Source organism: Rathayibacter sp. PhB179 (assembly GCF_004345345.1).
In the GTDB taxonomy this organism is placed as follows: Bacteria; Actinomycetota; Actinomycetes; order Actinomycetales; family Microbacteriaceae; genus Rathayibacter; species Rathayibacter festucae.
The window spans coordinates 102,143-122,245 of the sequence record NZ_SLVD01000002.1 but is presented as its reverse complement, the minus strand read 5'-3'; the positions used below and the strand labels follow the sequence as shown (position 1 = coordinate 122,245).

Below are 20,103 nucleotides of genomic sequence, written 5' to 3'. Positions count from 1 at the left end.
GGTCCGTCTGCCGGGCCGTCGCGTCAGCGGGCGGCGGACCCCACCGGTGGCAGCACGATGTCGACCGCGAGACCGTGCGGCTTCCGGTTGGAGAGCGCCACGGTCCCGCCACCGGAGAGCACCGTGGTGTGCACGAGGGCGAGACCCAGGCCGCTGCCGCCCGAGGCGATCGTGCGCGAGTCGTCGGGGCGGGAGAAGCGGTCGAAGGCGACCGGGATGAACTCGGCCGGCATGCCCGGGCCGTCGTCGGAGACCGTCAGCAGCAGCCGGCCGTCCTTCTGCGCGAGCGCCGCGACGATCGTCCCGCCGTGGCCGATCGCCTGGATCGCGTTGCGGACGAGATTGTCGATCACCCGGCCGAAGTCCTGGGTGGCGACGGCGTAGAGCCGAGCGGGCTCGCGCTCGTCGATCTCGTAGTCGATCTCGACGTCCGACTCGGCCGCGAGCAGCCGGGTGCGGTCGACCGCGCCGACCAGCTCGTCGACCAGCTCGGCGAAGGGCGACGCGGGTCGGGCCGACCTGCTCTCGATCCGGGAGATGTCCAGCAGTGCGGAGGCGAGGCGGACCAGACGGTCGACGCTCTTCTGCGCGTCGAGGATCACGCGGTCGACGGCGACCGGGTCCTCGACGCGGTGGTGCGCGATCTCGAGCTGGGCCGAGAGCGCGGCGAGCGGCGTCCGCAGCTCGTGGCTGGCGTCCGAGACCATCTGCTTCTCCCGCGCCAGGGAGGCCGTCTGCTTGGCGAGGAACGCGTTGAGCGTCTCGGCGAGCTCGTCGATCTCGTCGCGGGTGCCGACGACCGGCAGCTGATCGCCGGGAGTGGGGTCGGCGGCGATCTGGTCGGCGCGCGCGCGCATCCTGCGCACCGGGGCCAGAGCCGCTCCGGTGAGGATCCAGGAGGCGAGCCCGAAGGTGACCACGAGGAAGATCGCCGCGTACACCAGCACGTGCGCGAAGTCGTCGAGCACCAGCTGCGACGCGGCCTGGTCGCGGGCGGTGGCGACGCTCCAGGTGCCGTCCTCGCCCTCCACCGCGGTGATGCGCACCAGGTAGCGCGTGGTGGCGGTGGTGACCTCGGTGTAGCGCGGCACCGCGTCGGCCGCGCGGTCGCGCAGCTCCGCCTGCACCGAGCGGCGCACCTCGGTCGGCATGGTGGTCGCGTCGATCGCGCCGTCCGGGGTGATCGCGAGGTAGAGCTGCCCCGTGGAGGAGTCCCGGACCCGGGGGACGTCGCCGGCCGCGATGTCGCGCCGGATCTCGTCCTCGATCGAGACGAGGATCGTCCGCTCGCTGCGCTCGACGATGCCGGTGACGACCTGGTAGAAGAGCATCGCGGCGAGGGCGAAGAGCACGGTCGCGACGGCGACGGAGCCGACGGTGATCCTGGCGCGGATCGACAGGGCTCCCGAGCGCCGCCTCGCGGCACGCGCCGCGGCGAGCGGGCTCGGGGCGGCCATGCGTTTACTCGACCGGGCGGAGGAAGTAGCCCTTGCCGCGCACCGTCACGATGCTGACCCCGGTGTCCTCGGCGGGCAGCTTCTTGCGCAGGTAGCTGACGTACTGGTCGACGATGTTGTTGTCGACGATCTCGCCGCCGCCCCAGATCTCGGAGAGGATGCGCTGGCGGGTGACGACCGAGCCGACCGGCGAGATCAGCAGCTTCAGCAGCTCGAGCTCCTTCGGGCTGACGTGGATGCGCGTGTTGTCCGCGGTGCGGCGGATGCTCGATCCGTCCACCGTGATGCGGCCGACCTCGATCGAGGTGGACATCAGCGACGGGCTGCGCCGCAGCAGCGCCCGCAGCCGCGCGTTCAGCTCGGTGAACGCGAACGGCTTCGTCAGGTAGTCGTCGGCGCCGGCGTCCAGGCCGAACACGCGGTCCTCGACGGAGTCGCGGGCGGTGAGTAGCAGGATCGGGGTGGAGCGGCCCAGCTCGCGGATGCGCCGGCAGATCTCGAAGCCCGACATCGCGGGGAGCATCACGTCGACGATGGCGGCCGAGAACTCGGCGTTGCTGAACGCGACGAGCGCGTCGATGCCGTTCGTCGTCAGCTCCGCTTCGTAGCCGGCGTCTTCTAGGCCGCCCACGAGTGCTTCGCCCATGGCTGGATCGTCTTCGACGACAAGGATCTTCACGGGCTCACCCTACGACGCCGCTCTCAGGAACGGCGTGTGCGCCGAGCGTGTCTCGGCGGCGCGAGGGAGAAGGAACGCGCTGCTCACCGGCCGGGACGTGATCGCACTGCTGCCGCTCCTCTGTCGCGGACGGGTTGAGCGCGGAGGCCCAGACTTTCCAGCAGTTGCACGGAATTCTACCCTGCCAGTACCCCTACGGGGGGCGTAGAGTACGTCAAAACGCGACGACCCGAAAGTCGCGTAGATACGGAGCGAACGATGCTCATGAAGATCTCTCGACCGCCCTCGATCCTCGCCCGGATCATCGGAGCGCCCGTCAGAATCCCCAAGGAATCGGCAGCCCAGCGGGCCACCCCGCAGCAGTCGCACCGTCGAACTCCTGCGGCGGCGTTCTCGTTCTCGCGCAAGAGCTCCAGCTCCTCACGGTGCGAGGCCTGCGGCGTCAAGCCGGCTCGACGCGACGGCTTCTGCGACGACGCCTGCGCGAGGACCAACTATCTGTACGTCTGATCGCGCCCGACCTCCCTGCGGGTACTGCGGGGAGACGACCCCCGCGGCGGAGCCGTACTGCTCCTCCACGTGAGCTCGCCGAGCGCAGGGTTCGATCTGAACCCCTGACGCCGGCGTCGCGCAGCGCGTCGGACGCGCCGTCCCGCGCCAGTTCCGCCGCCGGCAGCGACTTGCGGTTGAGGGCTGCCGCCGATACGGCAGCCTGCTGACGTCCCCCGCCTCCATCGCTGCGAGTTCCGCCGCGTCCGGGTGACCGGTCGGAGTGGCAGCGATGACCTACCGGGCCCTCGACTCCGTCCGGGCCTGCGCTGCCCTGCTCGTCGTCGTCGCCCACGTGCGGCAGGCCTTCCTGGTTCCGGCTGCTGAGACGCGACTCGGCCCGGTCGACAGTGCGCTCTATGCGCTGACGTCCCTCGGTCACGGTGCCGTCATCGTCTTCTTCGTCCTGAGCGGCTTCTTCGTCGGCGGCTCCGTCCTCAGCGCTCTGTCCCGCGACGCCTTCAGCTGGACGAGGTATCTCACCTCCCGCCTGACCAGACTGTGGCTCGTCCTGATCCCGGCCCTCGTGCTCACGGCCGTCCTCGACGCCGTCGGCGTCGCCTTCCTCGCGGACCGGCCGCAGTACGCGTCGGGCGGTTCCGCGCAGGTGAACGGCGGTGTTCTCGGGGCACTGGGCAACGTGGTCTTCCTCCAGCCGCACCTGGTCCGCCCCTTCGGCACCGACCAGCCGCTCTGGTCGATCGGCTACGAGGCTGGCTACTACCTGCTGTTCCCGCTGCTCCTCGTCGGGCTCACGCGCGGCTCCTGGCGGCGGCGAGTGCTGTGCGCCGCAGCCGCCGTCGTGATCGTCTGCGTTCTCGGATCAGCCGGAACGGGCCTCTTCCTGGCGTGGCTCGCCGGCGCGGCGGTCGCCTGGAGGGGAGCGGCGGCCACGCGGTTCCTCTCCCGACTCGGACCGAAGGGCACCGCCGCCTCGATCGGCGCGGTACTCCTGCTCGTGATCTCGGCGATGTCGGTCGACCGGCTCGCGAAAGCCGGCCCGGATGATCTCGGCTGGACGACCTGGGCGACGACGATCACGGCGGCGGCGCTCATCGTCGTGCTGTGCCACTCCGCGGGGACTCCGGGGAAGGGTCTCGACCGTCTGCTCCGCGGCGGCACCTGGGCCTCGGGGTTCTCGTTCTCGCTCTATGCGACGCACATGCCCGTGCTGATGCTGCTCCACGCGCTGCTGTTCCCGCCGGCATCTGCCTGGTGGCAGCCGTCCGCGGCGAGCTGGGCAGGCGTCCTCGCCCTCGCGCTCCTCGCCTGCGCCGTGGGCTGGGCCTTCGGCGCGCTCACCGAGCGGAGGACCGAGGCCGTGCGCGCCCGGGTGCTCGGCGCCGTCGAGCGTCTCCGGCGACCGCGGCGCACGGCCGTCGGCGGAGGCTGATCAGCCGAGGACCCCGACCTGGTCGAGGCGGCCGTCGGAGAAGGCGAGCGGGAGCGAAGAAGGCCCGGTTCGCGCTGCTTCGGCGTGATTCCGGGCCTTCGAGAGTGGTGCCCCCAGTAGGATTCGAACCTACGCCCCTGCCTCCGGAGGGCAGTGCTCTATCCCCTGAGCTATGGGGGCCAGGAGTGCCTGTCAACATTAGCACCCGGGGTGGGCGCCGCCGGACGCCCTGGCGGGCTGTGCGGTCGTGCCACGATGGGGGCATGCTGCGCACCGTCTCCGCCTCGCTGGGCCTGCGACTGAACGGGCCGACCGACCTGATCTTCCTGATGGCGGCGACGCCGACAGGAGACGGGTTCGAGGACTCGTTCACCGTCACGCTGGACGGCGAGCCCGTCCCGGTGCGGGAGTTCCCGGCGCGGCACGGCGCGCGGGTGCACCGCGTCGCGGCGAACGCCGGGGCGATGCAGGTGGAGTACCGCGGCCGCGTCTCCGGGCGCGGCGTGCCGGACGAGCCGAGCGAGCTCGAGCTGGTCGAGTACCTGCGGCCGAGCCGCTACGCGGAGACGGACGCGCTCGGCGGCATCGCCCGGCGCGAGTTCGGCCGGGCGCGGGGCTTCGAGGCGCTCGCCGCGGTCGAGGAGTGGGTGCACGCGCACCTCTCCTACGTCTACGGCTCGACGGTCGCGACCGGGGGAGCCGCGCAGGTGATCGAGAGCGGGCAGGGCGTCTGCCGCGACTTCGCGCACACCGTCGTGGGGCTGCTCCGCGCGCTCGACATCCCGGCGCGGGTGACCGCCGTCTACGCTCCCGGCCTCGAGCCGCGCGACTTCCACGCGGTGTCGGAGGCCTGGGTCGACGGGGCCTGGCACGTGGTCGACGCGACCCGGCTCGCTCCGCGGCCGTCGATGCTCCGGATCTCCTCCGGCCGGGACACGGCCGACACGGCCTTCCTCAGCAGCTACCTCACCGACCTGCGGCTCGAGACGATGAACGTCGAGGCGACTTGCGACGAGGTCGTCGAGGACGACCACGTCTCGCCGGTGCGCCTGGGCTGAGCGGCCCCACCGACCGGGGCGGTCAGCCGGCGAGGGCGTCCAGCGCCGCGCGCACGAGCGGCTCCGGGTCGCCCGGCTCGACGAACGACGCGCTCGACGCCTCGAGCCAGTTGTCGCCGATGAAGGCGTCCGCGATGCCGCGGCTGTCGGCCACCTCGTAGTAGCCCTCGATCTCCGGGGGCCGGCCGTAGGTGGGGACGGCCTCGCTCGTGGTGAAGAACTCGTTCTTGAGGGCCTCGATGACGGCCGGGTCGAGCCGGGCGACCGCGAGCTGGAAGTCGGCGCCCTCGGAGTCGGCCCAGCCGCAGACCAGGCCGTCGTAGCCGGCGATCTCGGCGGAGACCGCGGTCGGCTCCACCGCGTCGCTGGGGGAGAAGCCCGCCCAGAGACCGGTCAGCGCGGAGGCGGGCACGAGCTCCTCGCAGGTGACGGCTACCGGAGTGCCGGTGACCGCGTCGCTCGCGCTCGGCACCGGATCCGCGGCCGGCGCGCAGCCGGCGAGGGCGGCGACGACGACGAGGAGGGCGAGGGCGGCGGGTCGGCGCATGCGCTGCACCCTAGCAATCGCGGCGGGCGGGGCGCCGGGGCGCGGGCGGGCGGGGTCTGGCGGGTGGGCTCTCGACGACGGTGGATCTCGATACGCCGGCTGCGCCGTCTACTCGATCAGCATGATCGGTGGATATCGATACGCCGGTTGCTCGATCAGCAGGAAGACGGCGGCCCGATCAGCAGGAAGAAGGCGCGTGGGGACCGGCCGGTAGAATCGTGCCCCGTGACTCCCGAACAGCTCGCCGCCTCCCTGCACGCCCTCGTCCTCGACGCCGTGCAGCGACGAGGGAGCGACGCCGAGGTCGCGCTCGGCGACGTCGTGCTCGAGCGGCCCAAGAACCGCGACCACGGCGACTGGGCCTCGAACATCGCGATGAAGATCGCCAAGAAGGCCGGGGCGAACCCGCGCGAGCTCGCGACCGAGCTCGCCGAGGGCCTCGGCGCGATCGACGGAGTCGCCTCGGTCGAGGTCGCCGGCCCCGGGTTCCTCAACGTGCGGCTCGACGCCGCCGCGGCGGGCGCGCTCGCCGGCGCGATCGTCGACGCGGGCGAGGCCTACGGCACCGGCTCCGCCTACTCCGGTCTGAAGATGAACCTCGAGTTCGTCTCGGCCAACCCCACCGGCCCCATCCACATCGGCGGGACCCGCTGGGCGGCCGTCGGCGACAGCCTGGCCCGCGTGCTGATCGCGCAGGGCGCCGAGGTGACCCGCGAGTACTACTTCAACGACCACGGCGCGCAGATCGACCGCTTCACCCGGAGCGTCCTCGCCGCCTACCGCGGCGAGCCGACGCCCGAGGACGGCTACGGCGGCGCGTACATCGCCGACATCGCCGATCGCGTCGTCGCCGCCTACCCGGGAGACCTCTCGGTCCTGCCCGAGGCCGAGCTGAACGAGACCTTCCGCTCGATCGGCGTCGACCTGATGTTCGGCGAGATCAAGCAGAGCCTGCACGAGTTCGGCGTCGACTTCGACGTCTACTTCCACGAGAACTCGCTGCACGAGTCGCGCGCCGTCGAGCGGGCGATCGAGCGCCTCCGCGAGCTCGGCCACATCTTCGAGGCCGACGGAGCGACCTGGCTGCGCACCACCGACTTCGGCGACGACCGCGACCGCGTCATCATCAAGAGCGACGGCGAGGCGGCCTACATCGCCGGCGACCTCGCCTACTACCTCGACAAGCGCGAGCGCGGCTTCGACCGGGCGATCATCATGCTCGGCGCCGACCACCACGGCTACATCGGCCGGATGATGGCGATGTGCGCGGCTTTCGGCGACACCCCGGGCGTCAACCTCGAGATCCTGATCGGCCAGCTCGTCAACCTGCTCCGGGACGGGCAGGCGGTCCGGATGTCCAAGCGCGCGGGCACCGTGGTGACGATGGAGGACCTGGTCGAGGCCGTGGGCGTCGACGCCGCGCGCTACTCGCTGGTGCGATCGTCGGCCGACTCCTCGCTCGACATCGACCTCGACCTGCTCACCAAGCGCAGCAACGACAACCCCGTCTACTACGTGCAGTACGCGCACGCCCGCACCCGCCAGGTGGCGGCCAAGGCGGAGGCGTCGGGCGTGCCGCGCGAGCCGTTCGCCCCCGAGACGCTGGTGCACCCGAGCGAGTCGGCGCTGCTGGGCGGACTGCAGGAGTTCCCGCGCATCGTGGCCCTCGCGGCCGAGCTGCGCGAGCCGCACCGCGTGGCCCGCTACCTCGAGGAGATCGCCGGTCTGTACCACCGCTGGTACGACAACTGCCGCGTGGTCCCGCAGGGCGACGACCCGATCGAGGCCGTGCACTCGACCCGCCTGCGCCTGAACGACGCGACCGCGCAGGTCCTGCGCAACGGGCTCTCGCTGCTCGGCGTGACCGCTCCGGACCGGATGTGACCGCCGCCGACGCCGGTGCGCCGCGCCGCGGCCGCCGGATCGCGATCGTCGCCGTGATCGTGATCGTGCTGCTGGCGGTGGCCGCCGTCGTCGGCGACGTGCTCGCCCGCCGCGCCGTCGCCGACACCGCGGCGTCGAGCATCCGGGACGCGCTCTCGCTCCCCGCGGACCACCCCGTCGAAGTCGAGGTCGCTGGCTGGGCGGTGCTGCCGCAGCTGATCGCCGGCTCGCTCGACCGGCTCGACATCCGCAGCGAGGACGTCGCGTTCGGTGACCTGAACGGCGATGTCGAGGCGACTCTCGAGGGCGTCCCCGCTAGTGGCGACGGTCCGCTCGAGGCGGGACGCGCGACCGTGGCCCTCGACCCCGACTCGGTGAGCACGCTCGTCGCCGCGCGGAGCCAGGTGCCGATCGACGGAGTGACGCTCGATCCGCCGCTGGTGCGCGTGAACACCTCGGTCGACGTGCTCGGGCTCACCCTCGCCGCGGGCGTCGGCATCGAGCTCGGCGCGGCCGACGGCGCGATCGAGCTGACGCCGTCCGAAGTGACGGCGGGCGGCACCACGATCAGTGCCGCCGACGTCGAGGACCGCTTCGGCGCCGTGGCCGAGGGGCTGCTCGCCGCGCGCTCCGTCTGCATCGCCGACGCCGTGCCGCAGGGGCTCGGGCTCACCGACGTCACCGTGACGGCCGACTCGCTGGACGCCTCCTTCGACCTCTCTCCGACGTTCCTCAGCGACCCGGCGCAGCAGGAGACCGGCGTCTGCTCCTGACCCGGGACGGACGCGCAGCGCCCGACCGGTAGGATCGGAGCCCTGTGCCCGCGTGTCCCGCGGGCCGAACGCCGGCAGTGCGCGCACCGAGAGCACTGCCACCGACAGCACTCTCAAGGATCTTGCTGGCTTCAGGGGTCAATCCGGACTCGCTCGCCACGCAGTGACGCTCCCACTCTCTCCTGTGAGGTCTCACCCGTGGCACACGCCGACGCACCCGTCCGCGCCCCCCGTCATCCCCTCGCTCCGGACTGGCTGCACCGCCCCGAGGACGCGAACGCGCTCGCCGACGGCGTCTGGTCCGGCGGCACGCTCCGCTCGGCGGACGGCGTTCTCGAGATCGCCGGCGTCGCGGCCACCGAGCTGGCCGCCCGCTTCGGCACCCCGCTCTACGTCGTGGACGAGGACGACGCCCGCCGCCGCGCCGTCGCGACGCGGGAGGCCTTCGAGCGCGAGCTCGGCCGGATCGGCACCGGCGTCACCGTCTACTACGCCGGCAAGGCCTTCCTCTCCACCGAGGTCGCGCGCTGGATGCGCGCCGAGGGCCTGAACATCGACACCTGCAGCGGGGGAGAGCTCGCCGTCGCGCTCGCCGCCGGCGTCGAGCCCGAGCACATGGGCCTGCACGGCAACAACAAGTCGCTCGCCGAGATCGACCGGGCGGTCGAGGCCGGCGTCGGCGCGATCGTCCTGGACAGCGTGCTCGAGATCGAGCGGGTCGCCGCGGCGGCCGAGCGCCACGGCCGTGTCCAGCCGGTGCGGCTGCGGGTGAACAGCGGCGTGCACGCGCACACCCACAGCTTCCTGGCCACCGCGCACGAGGACCAGAAGTTCGGCATCACCCTCGAGGACTGCCCGGACGCCGTCGCGCGGATCCGCTCGCACGGGAGCCTGCGCTTCCTCGGCCTGCACTGCCACATCGGCTCGCAGATCTTCGGCTCGGCCGGCTTCGCCGAGTCGGCCTCGCGACTGCTTGCGGTGCACGCGGCGCTCCTCGCGGAAGGGCCGGTCCCGCAGCTCAACCTCGGCGGCGGCTTCGGCATCGCCTACACGAGCGCCGACGACCCGACCCCGATCGACGAGATCGCCGCGGCGATCGCGGACGCGGTCGGCGAGCAGTGCGCGAGCCGCGGGATCCCGGTGCCGCACATCGCCATCGAGCCGGGCCGCTCGCTGATCGGGCCCGCCGGGCTGACCCTCTACGAGGTCGGCACCATCAAGGACGTCGCGGTCGGCACGGACGGCGTGCGCCGCTACGTCAGCGTCGACGGCGGGATGAGCGACAACGCGCGGCCCGCCCTCTACGGCGCGGACTACACGGCGCGGATCGCCAACCGCGTCTCCGACGCCGAGCCGGCCCTCGTGCGCGTGGCCGGCAAGCACTGCGAGTCGGGCGACATCGTCGTCCACGACGACTTCCTCCCCGCCGACGTGCAGCCGGGCGACCTGCTCGCCGTCGCCGCGACCGGTGCCTACTGCTGGTCGCTCTCGAGCAACTACAACCACGTCGGCCGCCCCCCGGTCGTCGCCGTCCGGGACGGAGTCGCGCGCGTCATCGTGCACGGCGAGACCGAGGACGACCTCCTCCGCCGCGATGCCGGCATCGAACGAAAGGCCATCCTCCGATGATCGAGTACCGCAGCCTCCGCGTCGCCCTGCTGGGCGCCGGGTCCGTCGGTGCCCAGGTGGCGCGCCTCCTGCTCGACCACGGCGACGAGCTCGCCCAGCGCGTGGGGGCGCCGCTGGAGCTCGCCGGCGTGGCCGTCCGGGACCTGGACGCACCGCGCACCGCGGACATCCCGAGGGAGTACCTGACCACGGACGCCGAGGCGCTGATCCTCGGCGCCGACATCGTCGTCGAGTTGATCGGCGGCCTCGAGCCGGCGCGCAGCTACATCTTGAAGGCGATCTCCTCGGGCGCCGACGTGATCACCGCCAACAAGGCGCTGCTCGCCGCGCACGGCAACGAGCTGTTCGAGGCCGCCGACCAGGTCGGCGCGCAGCTCAACTACGAGGCCGCGGTGGCCGGGGCGATCCCGATCATCCGCCCGCTGCGCGACAGCCTCGCCGGCGACCGGGTGCACCGGATCCTCGGCATCGTGAACGGCACCACCAACTTCATCCTCGACCGGATGGACACCGAGCACGCCACGCTCGAGGAGGCGCTCGCGCTCGCCACCGAGCTCGGCTACGCCGAGGCCGACCCGACCGCCGACATCGAGGGCTACGACGCCGCGCAGAAGGCGGCGATCCTCGCCCGGCTCGCCTTCCACACCGACGTCCCGGTCTCGCTGGTGCACCGCGAGGGCATCACCGGCGTCACCCAGCAGCAGGTCGAGCAGGCCCGCGCCTCGGGCTACGTGATCAAGCTGCTCGCGATCTGCGAGCGCCTCGTCGACGCGAAGACGGGGGAGGAGGGCGTCTCGGCGCGGGTCTACCCCGCGCTCGTGCACCGCACGCACCCGCTCGCCGCCGTGCACGGCGCGAACAACGCCGTCTTCGTCGAGGCGGAGGCCGCCGGCAGCCTGATGTTCTACGGCGCCGGAGCCGGTGGCGTCGAGACCGCCTCGGCCGTGCTCGGCGACGTCGTCTCGGCCGCTCGCCGCCACGTCGTCGGAGGTCCGGGCCTCGTCACCAGCGCCAGCTCCGGACTCCCGGTGCTGCCGATCGGGCACGTCACCACCCGCTACCAGGTGACGCTCGAGGTGCTCGACCGCCCCGGCGTGCTCGCCCAGATCGCCGGCGTCTTCGCCGAGCACGGGGTCTCCGTCGAGACGCTCGTGCAGACGCCGCCCGTGCTCGACCCCCTCGCCGACACCGGTGCGGAGCGGCGCGAGCCGACCGCTACCCTGGTCATCGGCACGCACGCCGCGGCAGAGTCCGATCTGGCGGCCACCGTCACCGCTCTCCAATCCCACGGGTTCGTCGGCGCCGTGACGTCCGTTCTACGAGTTGAAGGAGCCTGAGATGGCCAAGCAGTGGCGCGGAGTCCTGCACGAGTACGCGGACCGCCTCGATGTCACCGAGGCGACCCCCGTCATCACGCTCGGCGAGGGCGGCACCCCGCTCATCCCGGCGGCGGCTCTCTCGGCCCGCACGGGCGCGAAGGTCTGGGTCAAGTACGAGGGCATGAACCCCACCGGCTCCTTCAAGGACCGCGGCATGACCATGGCGATCTCGAAGGCCGTCGAGCACGGCGCGAAGGCCGTCATCTGCGCCTCGACCGGCAACACCTCCGCCTCGGCCGCGGCCTACGCGACGCACGCCGGCATCACCGCCGCGGTGCTCGTGCCCGAGGGCAAGATCGCGCTCGGCAAGCTCAGCCAGGCGATCGCGCACAACGCGCAGCTGCTGCAGGTCCAGGGCAACTTCGACGACTGCCTCGACATCGCCCGCGACCTCGCGAAGAACTACCCGGTGCACCTGGTCAACTCGGTGAACCCCGACCGCATCGCCGGTCAGAAGACCGCCGCCTTCGAGGTCGTCGAGGTCCTGGGCGACGCGCCGGACCTCCACATCGTCCCGGTCGGCAACGCCGGCAACTACACCGCCTACTTCCGCGGCTACTCCGAGGAGCTCGAGCGCGGCGGGTCGACGAAGCTGCCCCGGATGTTCGGATTCCAGGCCGAGGGCTCCGCGCCGATCGTGCACGGCGCGGTCGTCCGCCACCCCGAGACCATCGCCAGCGCGATCCGGATCGGAAACCCCGCGTCGTGGGAGCTCGCGCTCAACGCGCGCAGCGTCAGCGACGGCTACTTCGGCGCGATCAGCGACGAGAAGATCCTCGAGGCGTACCGCATCCTCGCGGGCGAGGTCGGCGTCTTCGTCGAGCCCGCCTCCGCGATCAGCGTCGCCGGCCTGCTCGAGCGCGCCGAGGCGGGGGCGATCCCCAAGGACGCCACCGTCGTGCTGACCGTCACCGGCCACGGCCTGAAGGACCCGCAGTGGGCGCTGCGCACCGCGGACGGCGAGGACATCACGCCGACCGTCGTGCCCGTGGACACCGCGGCGATCGCCGACGTGCTGGGGCTGGCCGGCGCATGACCTCGGCGGTTCCCGTCGGCCGCTCCGTGCACGTCAAGGTCCCCGCGACCTCGGCGAACCTCGGCCCCGGGTTCGACACGCTCGGCCTCGCGCTCTCGGCGTACGACGAGCTCGAGGTCACGGCCGTCACGGCGACGGGCGCCCGGGTCTCGGTGCACGGCGTGGGCGAGGGCGAGGTGCCGACCGACGAGACGAACCTCGTCGTCCAGGCCATCGCCTACACCTTCGCCGACCAGCGGCAGGAGATGCCCGGCATCGACGTGACCGCGCGCAACATCATCCCGCACGGCCGCGGGATGGGCTCCTCGGGGGCGGCGATCGTCTCCGGGATCATGGCGGCGAAGGGTCTGCTCGACGGCATCGTCGAGCTCGACTCCGACGACCTGCTCCGGATCGCGACCGAGATGGAGGGGCACCCCGACAACGTCGCGCCGGCGCTCTTCGGCGGTCTCACCATCGCCTGGGTCGAGCCGGGTGCCGAGGGCGGACCGGAGGCGCCGCTGCGGCCGCGCTCCAAGAAGCTGATGGTGCACCGCGGCGTCTCGCCGGTCGTCTTCGTGCCCGAGCACACCATGTCGACCCGGCTGGCGCGCTCGCTGCAGCCGATCAGCGTCCCGCACGAGGACGCCGTCTTCAACGTGTCGCGCTCGTCGCTGTTGATCGCGGCCCTCATCCAGAGCCCCGAGCTGCTGTTCGCGGCGACCGAGGACAAGCTGCACCAGAACTACCGCGCGGCCGCGATGCCGCAGACCTCCGAGCTGATCGCGCTGCTGCGCTCGCACGGCTACGCGGCCGTCGTCTCCGGCGCCGGACCGAGCGTTCTCGTGCTCTGCAGCGACCCCGCGCAGCGCCTCGCAGCCGCGGATCTGGTGGCGGAGCAGGCGCACACGCCGTGGCGGGCGCACATGCTGGCCGTCGACTTCAAGGGTGCTACAGTGGGGATCGCATCCCGAGGAGCCGCGTAACGAGCGGAATCTGTCCGACGGATCGTCCCGATAATCACGGCCATCACATCGTGTGAAGGGCGCCCCTGCTTCTCGTGCAGATCAGCGCCTGGTCGCTCGTGCCCTCTCTGCGCTTCCCGAGGCAGGTCGAGCCGGCGACCGAGAGCATCGCGTGGATCAGAACTCGCGATGGACCCGCACGGCTGATGTGCTCTCCCGGTGAGCGATCGCTCCCGGGGGGAAGGAACCCCTCTCCAGTGACAGATGTCAACACCCGCGGTACCGCCGCGGACACCAACGCCGATCTCATCGGCCTCCGCGTCGCGGAGCTCCAGGCCCTCGCGACGAGCCTCGGCATCGGCGGAGCCTCCAAGCTCCGCAAGGGCGAGCTCGTCTCGGCCATCTCGGACCTCCGCGCCGGTGCGGACTCCGAGGGCGCCGAGCCCGCCGCTCCCGCCGAGGAGCAGGCGCCCGCCGAGCCCTCGGTCGCCGAGCAGTCCTTCGCCGAGCCGGCCGAGGCCGAGCCCGTCGTGGACGGCACGAGCGTCGAGGCCGAGCCCGCCGACGTCGCCGAGCAGAGCGCCCCGGCGCTCGAGACGCCCGTCGAGTCGACCGCGCCCGCCGAGAGCACGGAGGCGGACACCGCCGACGTCCTCGAGCAGGCCGCCACCACGGTCGAGGAGCCGGCGCCCGCCGCCGCCGAGGCCGCTCCGGTCGAGCTCGAGCTCCCCGTCGCCGCCGAGCCGGTGGCCGAGCCCGCCGCCGAGCGCGCGCCCCGTCGCCGCGGCTCGCGTCGCGCCTCCAGCGGCACCGTCGCCGCCGGCGAGCACCTGAACGTGCCGGCCGGCAGCGGTGTCGAGTCGCTCATCCCCGAGCTCCCGCCCGTCCTCGAGCAGGTCCCCGACGCCGAGCAGGCGCCGCGACCGGTCATCGAGATCGAGCTTCCCAACGGGCCGGAGTCGGACGACTCCTCCCGCGAGGGCGGCCAGCGCGAGCGTCGCGGACGCCGTCGCAGCCGCGGCGGCAGCGCCGAGCAGAGCGAGCAGCCCGAGACCACCGACGCCGTCGAGTCCTCCGCGCAGGACTCCGGTGACGAGCCGGACTCCGGCGACCGCCAGGACGACCAGCAGAACTCCGGCGAGCAGCAGGGCAACGGCGAGCAGCAGAACGGCGGCGACCAGCAGGGCACCGGCCGCGGCCGCAACCGCCGCAACCGCAACCGCCGCGGCGAGGACCGTCAGGCGAACGACGGCCAGCAGAACGGCCAGGGCGGCAGCGCCCAGAACAACGGTGGCCAGAGCAACGGCCAGAACGGCGGCGGCCAGAACGGCGCCGCGCAGAACGGCAACGGCCAGGCGCCGTCGAACCAGGGCGGCAACCAGGGCAACCAGGGTGGCCAGCCGCAGGGCGGCAACGGCCAGAACGCCCAGGGCTCCGCGCAGAACGGCCAGCAGGCCGACGGCGAGGACGGCCGCCGCAGCCGCTACCGCGACCGCAAGCGCCGCGGGGGAGCGGTCGGCGACGACTTCGAGCCCGAGATCAGCGAGGACGACGTCCTCATCCCGGTCGCCGGCATCCTCGACGTCCTCGACAACTACGCCTTCGTGCGCACCACGGGCTACCTGCCCGGTGTCAGCGACGTCTACGTCTCGCTCGGCCAGGTCAAGAAGTACAACCTGCGCAAGGGCGACGCCGTCGTCGGCGCCATCCGCCAGCCCCGCGAGGGCGAGGGCGGCGGACGCCAGAAGTACAACGCCATCGTCCGCGTCGACTCGATCAACGGCCAGACCGTCGACGAGGCCGCCGCGCGCGTCGAGTTCCACGACCTCACGCCGCTCTACCCGACCGAGCGACTGCGCCTCGAGACGGAGCCGGGCAAGCTGACCCAGCGGATCATCGACCTGGTCGCCCCGATCGGCAAGGGTCAGCGCGGCCTCATCGTCGCGCCGCCCAAGGCCGGCAAGACGATCGTCCTGCAGCAGATCGCCAACGCGATCGTGCAGAACAACCCCGAGGTCCACCTCATGGTCGTGCTCGTCGACGAGCGTCCCGAGGAGGTCACCGACATGCAGCGCACCGTGCGCGGCGAGGTCGTCGCCTCCACGTTCGACCGCCCGGCCGAGGACCACACCACGGTCGCCGAGCTGGCCATCGAGCGCGCCAAGCGCCTCGTCGAGCTGGGCCACGACGTCGTCGTGCTGCTCGACTCGATCACCCGCCTCGGCCGCGCCTACAACGTGACCGCCGCCCCCTCGGGCCGCGTGCTCTCCGGTGGCGTCGACGCGTCGGCGCTGTACCCGCCGAAGAAGTTCTTCGGAGCGGCGCGCAACATCGAGAACGGCGGCTCGCTCACCATCCTCGCGACGGCGCTCATCGAGACCGGCTCGAAGATGGACGAGGTGATCTTCGAGGAGTTCAAGGGCACCGGCAACATGGAGCTCCGCCTCTCGCGCCACCTCGCCGACAAGCGGATCTTCCCCGCGGTCGACGTCAACGCGTCGGGCACCCGCCGCGAGGAGATGCTCCTCAGCTCGGACGAGGTCAAGATCACCTGGAAGCTGCGCCGCGCCCTCGCCGGGCTCGACCAGCAGCAGGCGCTCGAGATCATCCTGTCCCGCCTGAAGGAGACGTCCTCGAACGTCGAGTTCCTGATGCAGGTCTCGAAGTCCGCCGTCGGCCCGACCACCGCGAACCACGGCAACGGCCACCACTAGCTGCTCCGACGTCCGCGGTCGCCCCTCCGGGGGCGGCCGCGGGCGTTTTCGCGTCCGTCGGCACCTTCGGTGCGATCATGCTGGTCGGCCAGCCCGCGCAGCGGGTCGCTCATGCTGGTCGAGCAGCCCGCGCAGCGGGCCGCCCATGCTGGTCGAGTAGCCCGCGCAGCGGACGTATCGAGACCCACCCCGTTGAGCACGTCGGTCTCGATACGGCGCTTGCGGCACCTGCTCGACCAGCATGTGCTGCCGGTCGAGCAGCCCATCAAGCGGGCCGCTCATGCTGGTCGAGTAGCCCGCGCAGCGGGCGTATCGAGACCCACCCCTCCACCACCACCCGGAAACCAGGAACCCCATGTTCGAATCCGTCAGCGTCCTCCTCGCCGAGCACGAGGACCTCCAGACGCAGCTGTCCGACCCCGCCCTGCACGCGGACGCCGCGCGCGCGAAGAAGGTCAACCGCCGCTACGCCGAGCTGAACCAGATCAAGTCGGCGCACGCCGCCTGGATCCAGGCCGGCGAGGACCTCGAGGCCGCGCGCGAGCTCGCCCGCGAGGACGACGCCTTCGCCGAGGAGGTGCCGGAGCTGGAGGAGTCCCTGCGCGTCGCGCAGGAGAAGCTGCGCCGCCTGCTCATCCCGCGCGACCCCGACGACGGCCGCGACGTGATCATGGAGATCAAGGGCGGCGAGGGCGGCGCCGAGAGCGCGCTGTTCGCGGCGGACCTGCTCCGGATGTACCTGCACTACGCCGAGGCGAAGGGCTGGAAGACCGAGATCCTCGACCGCGACGAGTCCGACCTCGGCGGGTACAAGAACGTCCAGGTCGCCATCAAGAGCAACGCGACCGACCCGTCGCAGGGCGTCTGGGCGCACCTGAAGTACGAGGGCGGCGTGCACCGCGTGCAGCGCGTCCCCGTGACGGAGTCGCAGGGCCGCATCCACACCTCGACGACCGGCGTGCTCGTCTTCCCCGAGGTGGACGCCCCGGAGGAGGTCGCGATCAACCAGAACGACCTCAAGATCGACGTCTACCGCTCCTCGGGCCCCGGCGGCCAGTCGGTCAACACCACCGACTCCGCGGTGCGGATCACCCACCTCCCGACCGGCATCGTCGTCTCGATGCAGAACGAGAAGAGCCAGCTGCAGAACCGCGAGGCCGGCATGCGCGTCCTGCGCGCCCGCATCCTCGCCCGCCAGCAGGAGGAGATCGCCGCCGCCGCCTCGGACGCGCGCAAGACGCAGATCCGCACGATGGACCGCTCCGAGCGGATCCGCACCTACAACTTCCCCGAGAACCGCATCGCGGACCACCGCACCGGCTACAAGGCCTACAACCTCGACGGCGTGATGAACGGAGCGCTCGACCCCGTGGTCGAGAGCGCGATCCAGTTCGACGAGGAGGCCCGCCTGGCCGACATCGGCTCCGACGAGTCGTGAGCGCGGTGACGATGGACCTCGACGCGCGTGCGCTCCTCGCGGACGCCGTCGCCCGGCTGACCGCGGCGCGCGTGCCCACCCCGGACGTCGACGCCGAGCTGCTGCTCGGCCACCTGCTCGGCCTCGGCCGCGGGTCGCTCCAGGCGCGGCTGATCACCGGTCTCTCGCTCGACGAGACGACCCGTGACGCCTACGATCACGCGATCGAGCGCCGGGCCTCGCGGGAGCCGCTCCAGCACATCACCGGCGTCGCGCCGTTCCGCTCGCTCGAGCTCGCGGTCGGTCCCGGCGTCTTCGTGCCGCGTCCCGAGACGGAGGGAGTGGCGCAGCTCGCCATCGACGCCCTCCGCGCGGTGGCCGACGAGTCGCCGATCGCCGTCGACCTCGGCACCGGCAGCGGAGCGCTGGCGCTCGCGCTCGCGCACGAGGTGCCGCACGCGCGGGTGATCGGAGTCGAGAACTCCGTCGACGCCTTCCTCTGGGCGCGCGGCAACCGCGAACGCCTGGGCCTGGAGAACGCCCGCATCGTCTTCGTCGACCTCGCGGACGCGCTGCCCGAGCTCGACGGCACGGTCTCCGTCGTCGTCTCCAATCCGCCGTACATCCCGTCGGCCGCCATCCCGCGCGACATCGAGGTGCAGCGCTACGACCCGCCGGCCGCGCTCTACGGCGGCGAGGACGGGCTCGACGTCGTTCGCTCGCTCTCGCGGACGGCGCTCCGGCTGCTGCGGGCCGGGGGAGTGCTCGTCATCGAGCACGGCGAGCTGCAGGGTGCGGAGATCCGCGCGCTGCTGACGGCCGACGGCTGGCGCGGGGCGACGACGCAGCGGGACCTGACCGGGCGCGATCGGTCGACGGTGGCGGTGCGCTGAGGGGCAGGTCTGTCCCCACTTGCACCAACTCGGTCGAGGCGACGATCCTCATAGATCCAGCCTCGGCGGAGCTCCGCCATCGGGGGCCCGTCTCCTCAAGTTTCGGGGACGCCCGTATCATCGAGATCGGGCTCATTCCGCTAGGCGGGAGAGCCTGCTGATCGAAGGGCCCATCCATGGACAACGGCACGCCGCGCGAAGCGGTCAATCTGCCGTTGAAAGTGGCTGTCGAACTCGCCCATGCCCTGGCGCAGCACATCGCCTCCGAGAGAGGCATCCGCGTTGTCTTCATCAAGGGGCCGATCGCGAATCACCATGGTCTTCGTCCAGAGAGGGTGTCGAGCGATGTCGATGTTCTGGTCGATCCGACGAGATTCGACGACTACGTCGCAGCGCTGGAGATCTACGGATGGCAGCGGCGACCGGGCTCTGCTGCTCATGAGGCGTTCGTCACTCACTCTGTCAGTCTCGCGAACAGCGGGTGGCCTCTGGACATCGACGTCCATCACGCCTACCCGGGAGTCTTCGCTTCGGACATGCAGCTGTTCGAGGTCGTGTGGCGGAACCGGACGTTCATGGAGATCGCCGGTCGACCGATCACGATCGCCGATTTCGACACGAGTCTTCTGATCGCTGTCCTCCATTCGCTGCGTTCGATGTACTTCTCCAGGCAGCAGCAGGAGTACCACTGGGCGGTCGAGGCTGTGCAAGCGCATTATCCTACAGTTGCCGAACGGTCTAGTCTGATCTCTTTGGTACAGGATCTCGGATGCGAGGAGCCGTTAGTCCCTTTCCTCACGGATATTGGCCTTCCCGTTACGGCTCCAGACACGCCGTCCGCCGAGTATTTGCGGTGGAAAGTGAAGTCCACCGAGCTGAACAGAGCGGCGAGCTGGCTCCTACTGATCAGTGAAGCAAGCGGTGCGGCTCGTCTTCGCTTCATGGTCAGGGCTGTCTTCCCGACCAGGCGGGACCTGGAACTCGATCATCCGACGGCCGCCGACGGTGTCGGCTCGCGAGCACGTCTACGTGTTCGACGGGCCCTTGCGGCAATCAGTGCCCTCCCCGCCGCGATCCGCATCGTCGGCGAGGCGAGGGACGAACGGCAGCCCTCCGTGGTCGCCAGGATGAGCCCGAGGACGACGGCGACCGGCCTCGTGCAGGCTGCGGCGAAACCGTCTGTTCCGGAGGTCGTGGCTTCAACTGATTACTCGGAAGATCGAGTCCCAGTTCTCAAGGAGAGGAGAGGCCGGGACGGCTCCTTCCTGTCACTCAAGCGAGCGGATGCAGTTGCCTACGTCGAAGGCACTTGCACTTATGTCTTGGGTTTGAGTGCGGCGCCGAGCAGACTGGCGCCGATTGTGTTGACCGGTACTGCACACGAGCTCTGGGTGGCAATCGAGGTCCCCACGACTCTGAACGCAGTCGTAACGGACATCGCCGACCGCACGGGGCTACCGGACTCGAGCTTGCGCGAGTCGATCGATTCCTTCTTCGTGCATTTGGCTCACCTCTCGGTTGTTGAGCGCGGTTGACACTGGGTGGGGGAGACCGTCTTCACGGTTTGCACCGTCGCTCGGAGACACATCTCGGGCGGCGCTGAGCTCCGAAGCGATGAGTCATGCGTCGGCCCCTCGTTCAGAGGCCGGTGACGATGAGAGACGCTCAGTGGCTCACTGGCGAAGGGGATCCGAGCCAGATTCATGTCTCTCCGACCTGTCCGGGGGCCGCCGAAATCGACGTCTCGCGAT

The 20,103-nt window shown here is 71.4% G+C and carries 15 protein-coding genes and 1 tRNA gene; 12 read left to right on the top strand and 4 right to left on the bottom strand.

Translation table 11 applies throughout. The features are described from left to right. Positions 1 to 23: 23 nt before the first annotated feature. Both EDF43_RS04320 and EDF43_RS04315 read right to left on the bottom strand, forming a co-directional pair. Positions 24 to 1,457: a HAMP domain-containing sensor histidine kinase gene (locus EDF43_RS04320; protein ID WP_132435773.1), complete on the bottom strand. Its 1,434-nt coding sequence runs from the start codon at positions 1,455 to 1,457 to the stop codon at positions 24 to 26. A gap of 4 nt (positions 1,458 to 1,461) precedes the next feature. Further along, entirely contained in the window at positions 1,462 to 2,136 is a 675-nt protein-coding gene (locus tag EDF43_RS04315) for a response regulator transcription factor (RefSeq protein WP_260300519.1), read from the bottom strand. Between the two features lie 781 nt (positions 2,137 to 2,917). On the opposite strand from EDF43_RS04315, the gene EDF43_RS04310 reads away from it, so the two are divergent. Further along, positions 2,918 to 4,078 carry an acyltransferase gene (locus EDF43_RS04310; protein WP_132435772.1) on the top strand — a complete coding sequence of 387 codons (1,161 nt, stop codon included), beginning with the start codon at positions 2,918 to 2,920 and terminating at the stop codon, positions 4,076 to 4,078. A 105-nt stretch (positions 4,079 to 4,183) separates the two neighbouring features. On the opposite strand, the gene EDF43_RS04305 is transcribed toward EDF43_RS04310, so the two are convergent. Beyond that, a tRNA-Arg gene (locus tag EDF43_RS04305) sits at positions 4,184 to 4,258 on the bottom strand. An 83-nt stretch (positions 4,259 to 4,341) separates the two neighbouring features. Here EDF43_RS04305 and EDF43_RS04300 point away from each other — a divergent pair. Next, positions 4,342 to 5,136: a transglutaminase family protein gene (locus EDF43_RS04300; protein ID WP_123732006.1), complete on the top strand. Its 795-nt coding sequence runs from the start codon at positions 4,342 to 4,344 to the stop codon at positions 5,134 to 5,136. Between the two features lie 22 nt (positions 5,137 to 5,158). On the opposite strand, the gene EDF43_RS04295 is transcribed toward EDF43_RS04300, so the two are convergent. Further along, entirely contained in the window at positions 5,159 to 5,683 is a 525-nt protein-coding gene (locus EDF43_RS04295; protein WP_132435771.1) for a hypothetical protein, read from the bottom strand. 225 nt (positions 5,684 to 5,908) lie between these two features. On the opposite strand from EDF43_RS04295, the gene argS reads away from it, so the two are divergent. From argS to EDF43_RS04245, 10 genes are all read left to right on the top strand, one after another. Continuing rightward, positions 5,909 to 7,567, top strand: coding sequence for an arginine--tRNA ligase (argS, locus tag EDF43_RS04290; RefSeq protein ID WP_132435770.1), 1,659 nt, complete (start codon positions 5,909 to 5,911; stop codon positions 7,565 to 7,567). Beyond that, positions 7,564 to 8,340, top strand: coding sequence for a DUF2993 domain-containing protein (locus EDF43_RS04285; RefSeq protein ID WP_132435769.1), 777 nt, complete (start codon positions 7,564 to 7,566; stop codon positions 8,338 to 8,340). The genes argS and EDF43_RS04285 overlap by 4 nt, the downstream gene beginning before the upstream one ends. Positions 8,341 to 8,538: 198 nt before the next feature. Continuing rightward, positions 8,539 to 9,969, top strand: a complete 1,431-nt coding sequence (gene lysA, locus EDF43_RS04280; RefSeq protein WP_132435768.1) for a diaminopimelate decarboxylase — start codon at positions 8,539 to 8,541, stop codon at positions 9,967 to 9,969. Further along, positions 9,966 to 11,306, top strand: a complete 1,341-nt coding sequence (locus tag EDF43_RS04275; RefSeq protein ID WP_123445472.1) for a homoserine dehydrogenase — start codon at positions 9,966 to 9,968, stop codon at positions 11,304 to 11,306. Before lysA ends, EDF43_RS04275 begins: the two co-directional genes overlap by 4 nt. A 1-nt stretch (position 11,307) precedes the next feature. After that, complete coding sequence (gene thrC, locus EDF43_RS04270) at positions 11,308 to 12,384, top strand: threonine synthase (RefSeq protein ID WP_132435767.1); 1,077 nt, start codon at positions 11,308 to 11,310, stop codon at positions 12,382 to 12,384. Next, complete coding sequence (thrB, locus tag EDF43_RS04265; RefSeq protein WP_123735337.1) at positions 12,381 to 13,349, top strand: homoserine kinase; 969 nt, start codon at positions 12,381 to 12,383, stop codon at positions 13,347 to 13,349. Before thrC ends, thrB begins: the two co-directional genes overlap by 4 nt. A 236-nt stretch (positions 13,350 to 13,585) precedes the next feature. Next, on the top strand, positions 13,586 to 16,042 hold the full coding sequence (gene rho, locus EDF43_RS04260; RefSeq protein WP_243646227.1) for a transcription termination factor Rho: 2,457 nt from the start codon (positions 13,586 to 13,588) through the stop codon (positions 16,040 to 16,042). Between the two features lie 355 nt (positions 16,043 to 16,397). After that, on the top strand, positions 16,398 to 17,480 hold the full coding sequence (gene prfA, locus EDF43_RS04255) for a peptide chain release factor 1 (protein WP_123445476.1): 1,083 nt from the start codon (positions 16,398 to 16,400) through the stop codon (positions 17,478 to 17,480). An 11-nt stretch (positions 17,481 to 17,491) separates the two neighbouring features. Continuing rightward, positions 17,492 to 18,352 carry a peptide chain release factor N(5)-glutamine methyltransferase gene (prmC, locus tag EDF43_RS04250; protein ID WP_132436067.1) on the top strand — a complete coding sequence of 287 codons (861 nt, stop codon included), beginning with the start codon at positions 17,492 to 17,494 and terminating at the stop codon, positions 18,350 to 18,352. Positions 18,353 to 18,528: 176 nt separating this feature from the next. Continuing rightward, positions 18,529 to 19,887, top strand: a complete 1,359-nt coding sequence (locus EDF43_RS04245) for a nucleotidyltransferase family protein (protein ID WP_132435765.1) — start codon at positions 18,529 to 18,531, stop codon at positions 19,885 to 19,887. Positions 19,888 to 20,103 lie beyond the last annotated feature (216 nt).

What these genes read in the sequence shown, in the direction of transcription:
- EDF43_RS04295 (WP_132435771.1), bottom strand. Translation starts at nt 5,683, where the DNA reads ATGCGCCGACCCGCCGCCCTCGCCCTCCTCGTCGTCGTCGCCGCCCTC.
- prmC (WP_132436067.1), top strand. Translation starts at nt 17,492, where the DNA reads ATGGACCTCGACGCGCGTGCGCTCCTCGCGGACGCCGTCGCCCGGCTG.
- thrB (WP_123735337.1), top strand. Translation starts at nt 12,381, where the DNA reads ATGACCTCGGCGGTTCCCGTCGGCCGCTCCGTGCACGTCAAGGTCCCC.
- EDF43_RS04310 (WP_132435772.1), top strand. Translation starts at nt 2,918, where the DNA reads ATGACCTACCGGGCCCTCGACTCCGTCCGGGCCTGCGCTGCCCTGCTC.
- EDF43_RS04300 (WP_123732006.1), top strand. Translation starts at nt 4,342, where the DNA reads ATGCTGCGCACCGTCTCCGCCTCGCTGGGCCTGCGACTGAACGGGCCG.
- thrC (WP_132435767.1), top strand. Translation starts at nt 11,308, where the DNA reads ATGGCCAAGCAGTGGCGCGGAGTCCTGCACGAGTACGCGGACCGCCTC.
- EDF43_RS04275 (WP_123445472.1), top strand. Translation starts at nt 9,966, where the DNA reads ATGATCGAGTACCGCAGCCTCCGCGTCGCCCTGCTGGGCGCCGGGTCC.
- EDF43_RS04245 (WP_132435765.1), top strand. Translation starts at nt 18,529, where the DNA reads ATGGACAACGGCACGCCGCGCGAAGCGGTCAATCTGCCGTTGAAAGTG.
- prfA (WP_123445476.1), top strand. Translation starts at nt 16,398, where the DNA reads ATGTTCGAATCCGTCAGCGTCCTCCTCGCCGAGCACGAGGACCTCCAG.
- EDF43_RS04320 (WP_132435773.1), bottom strand. Translation starts at nt 1,457, where the DNA reads ATGGCCGCCCCGAGCCCGCTCGCCGCGGCGCGTGCCGCGAGGCGGCGC.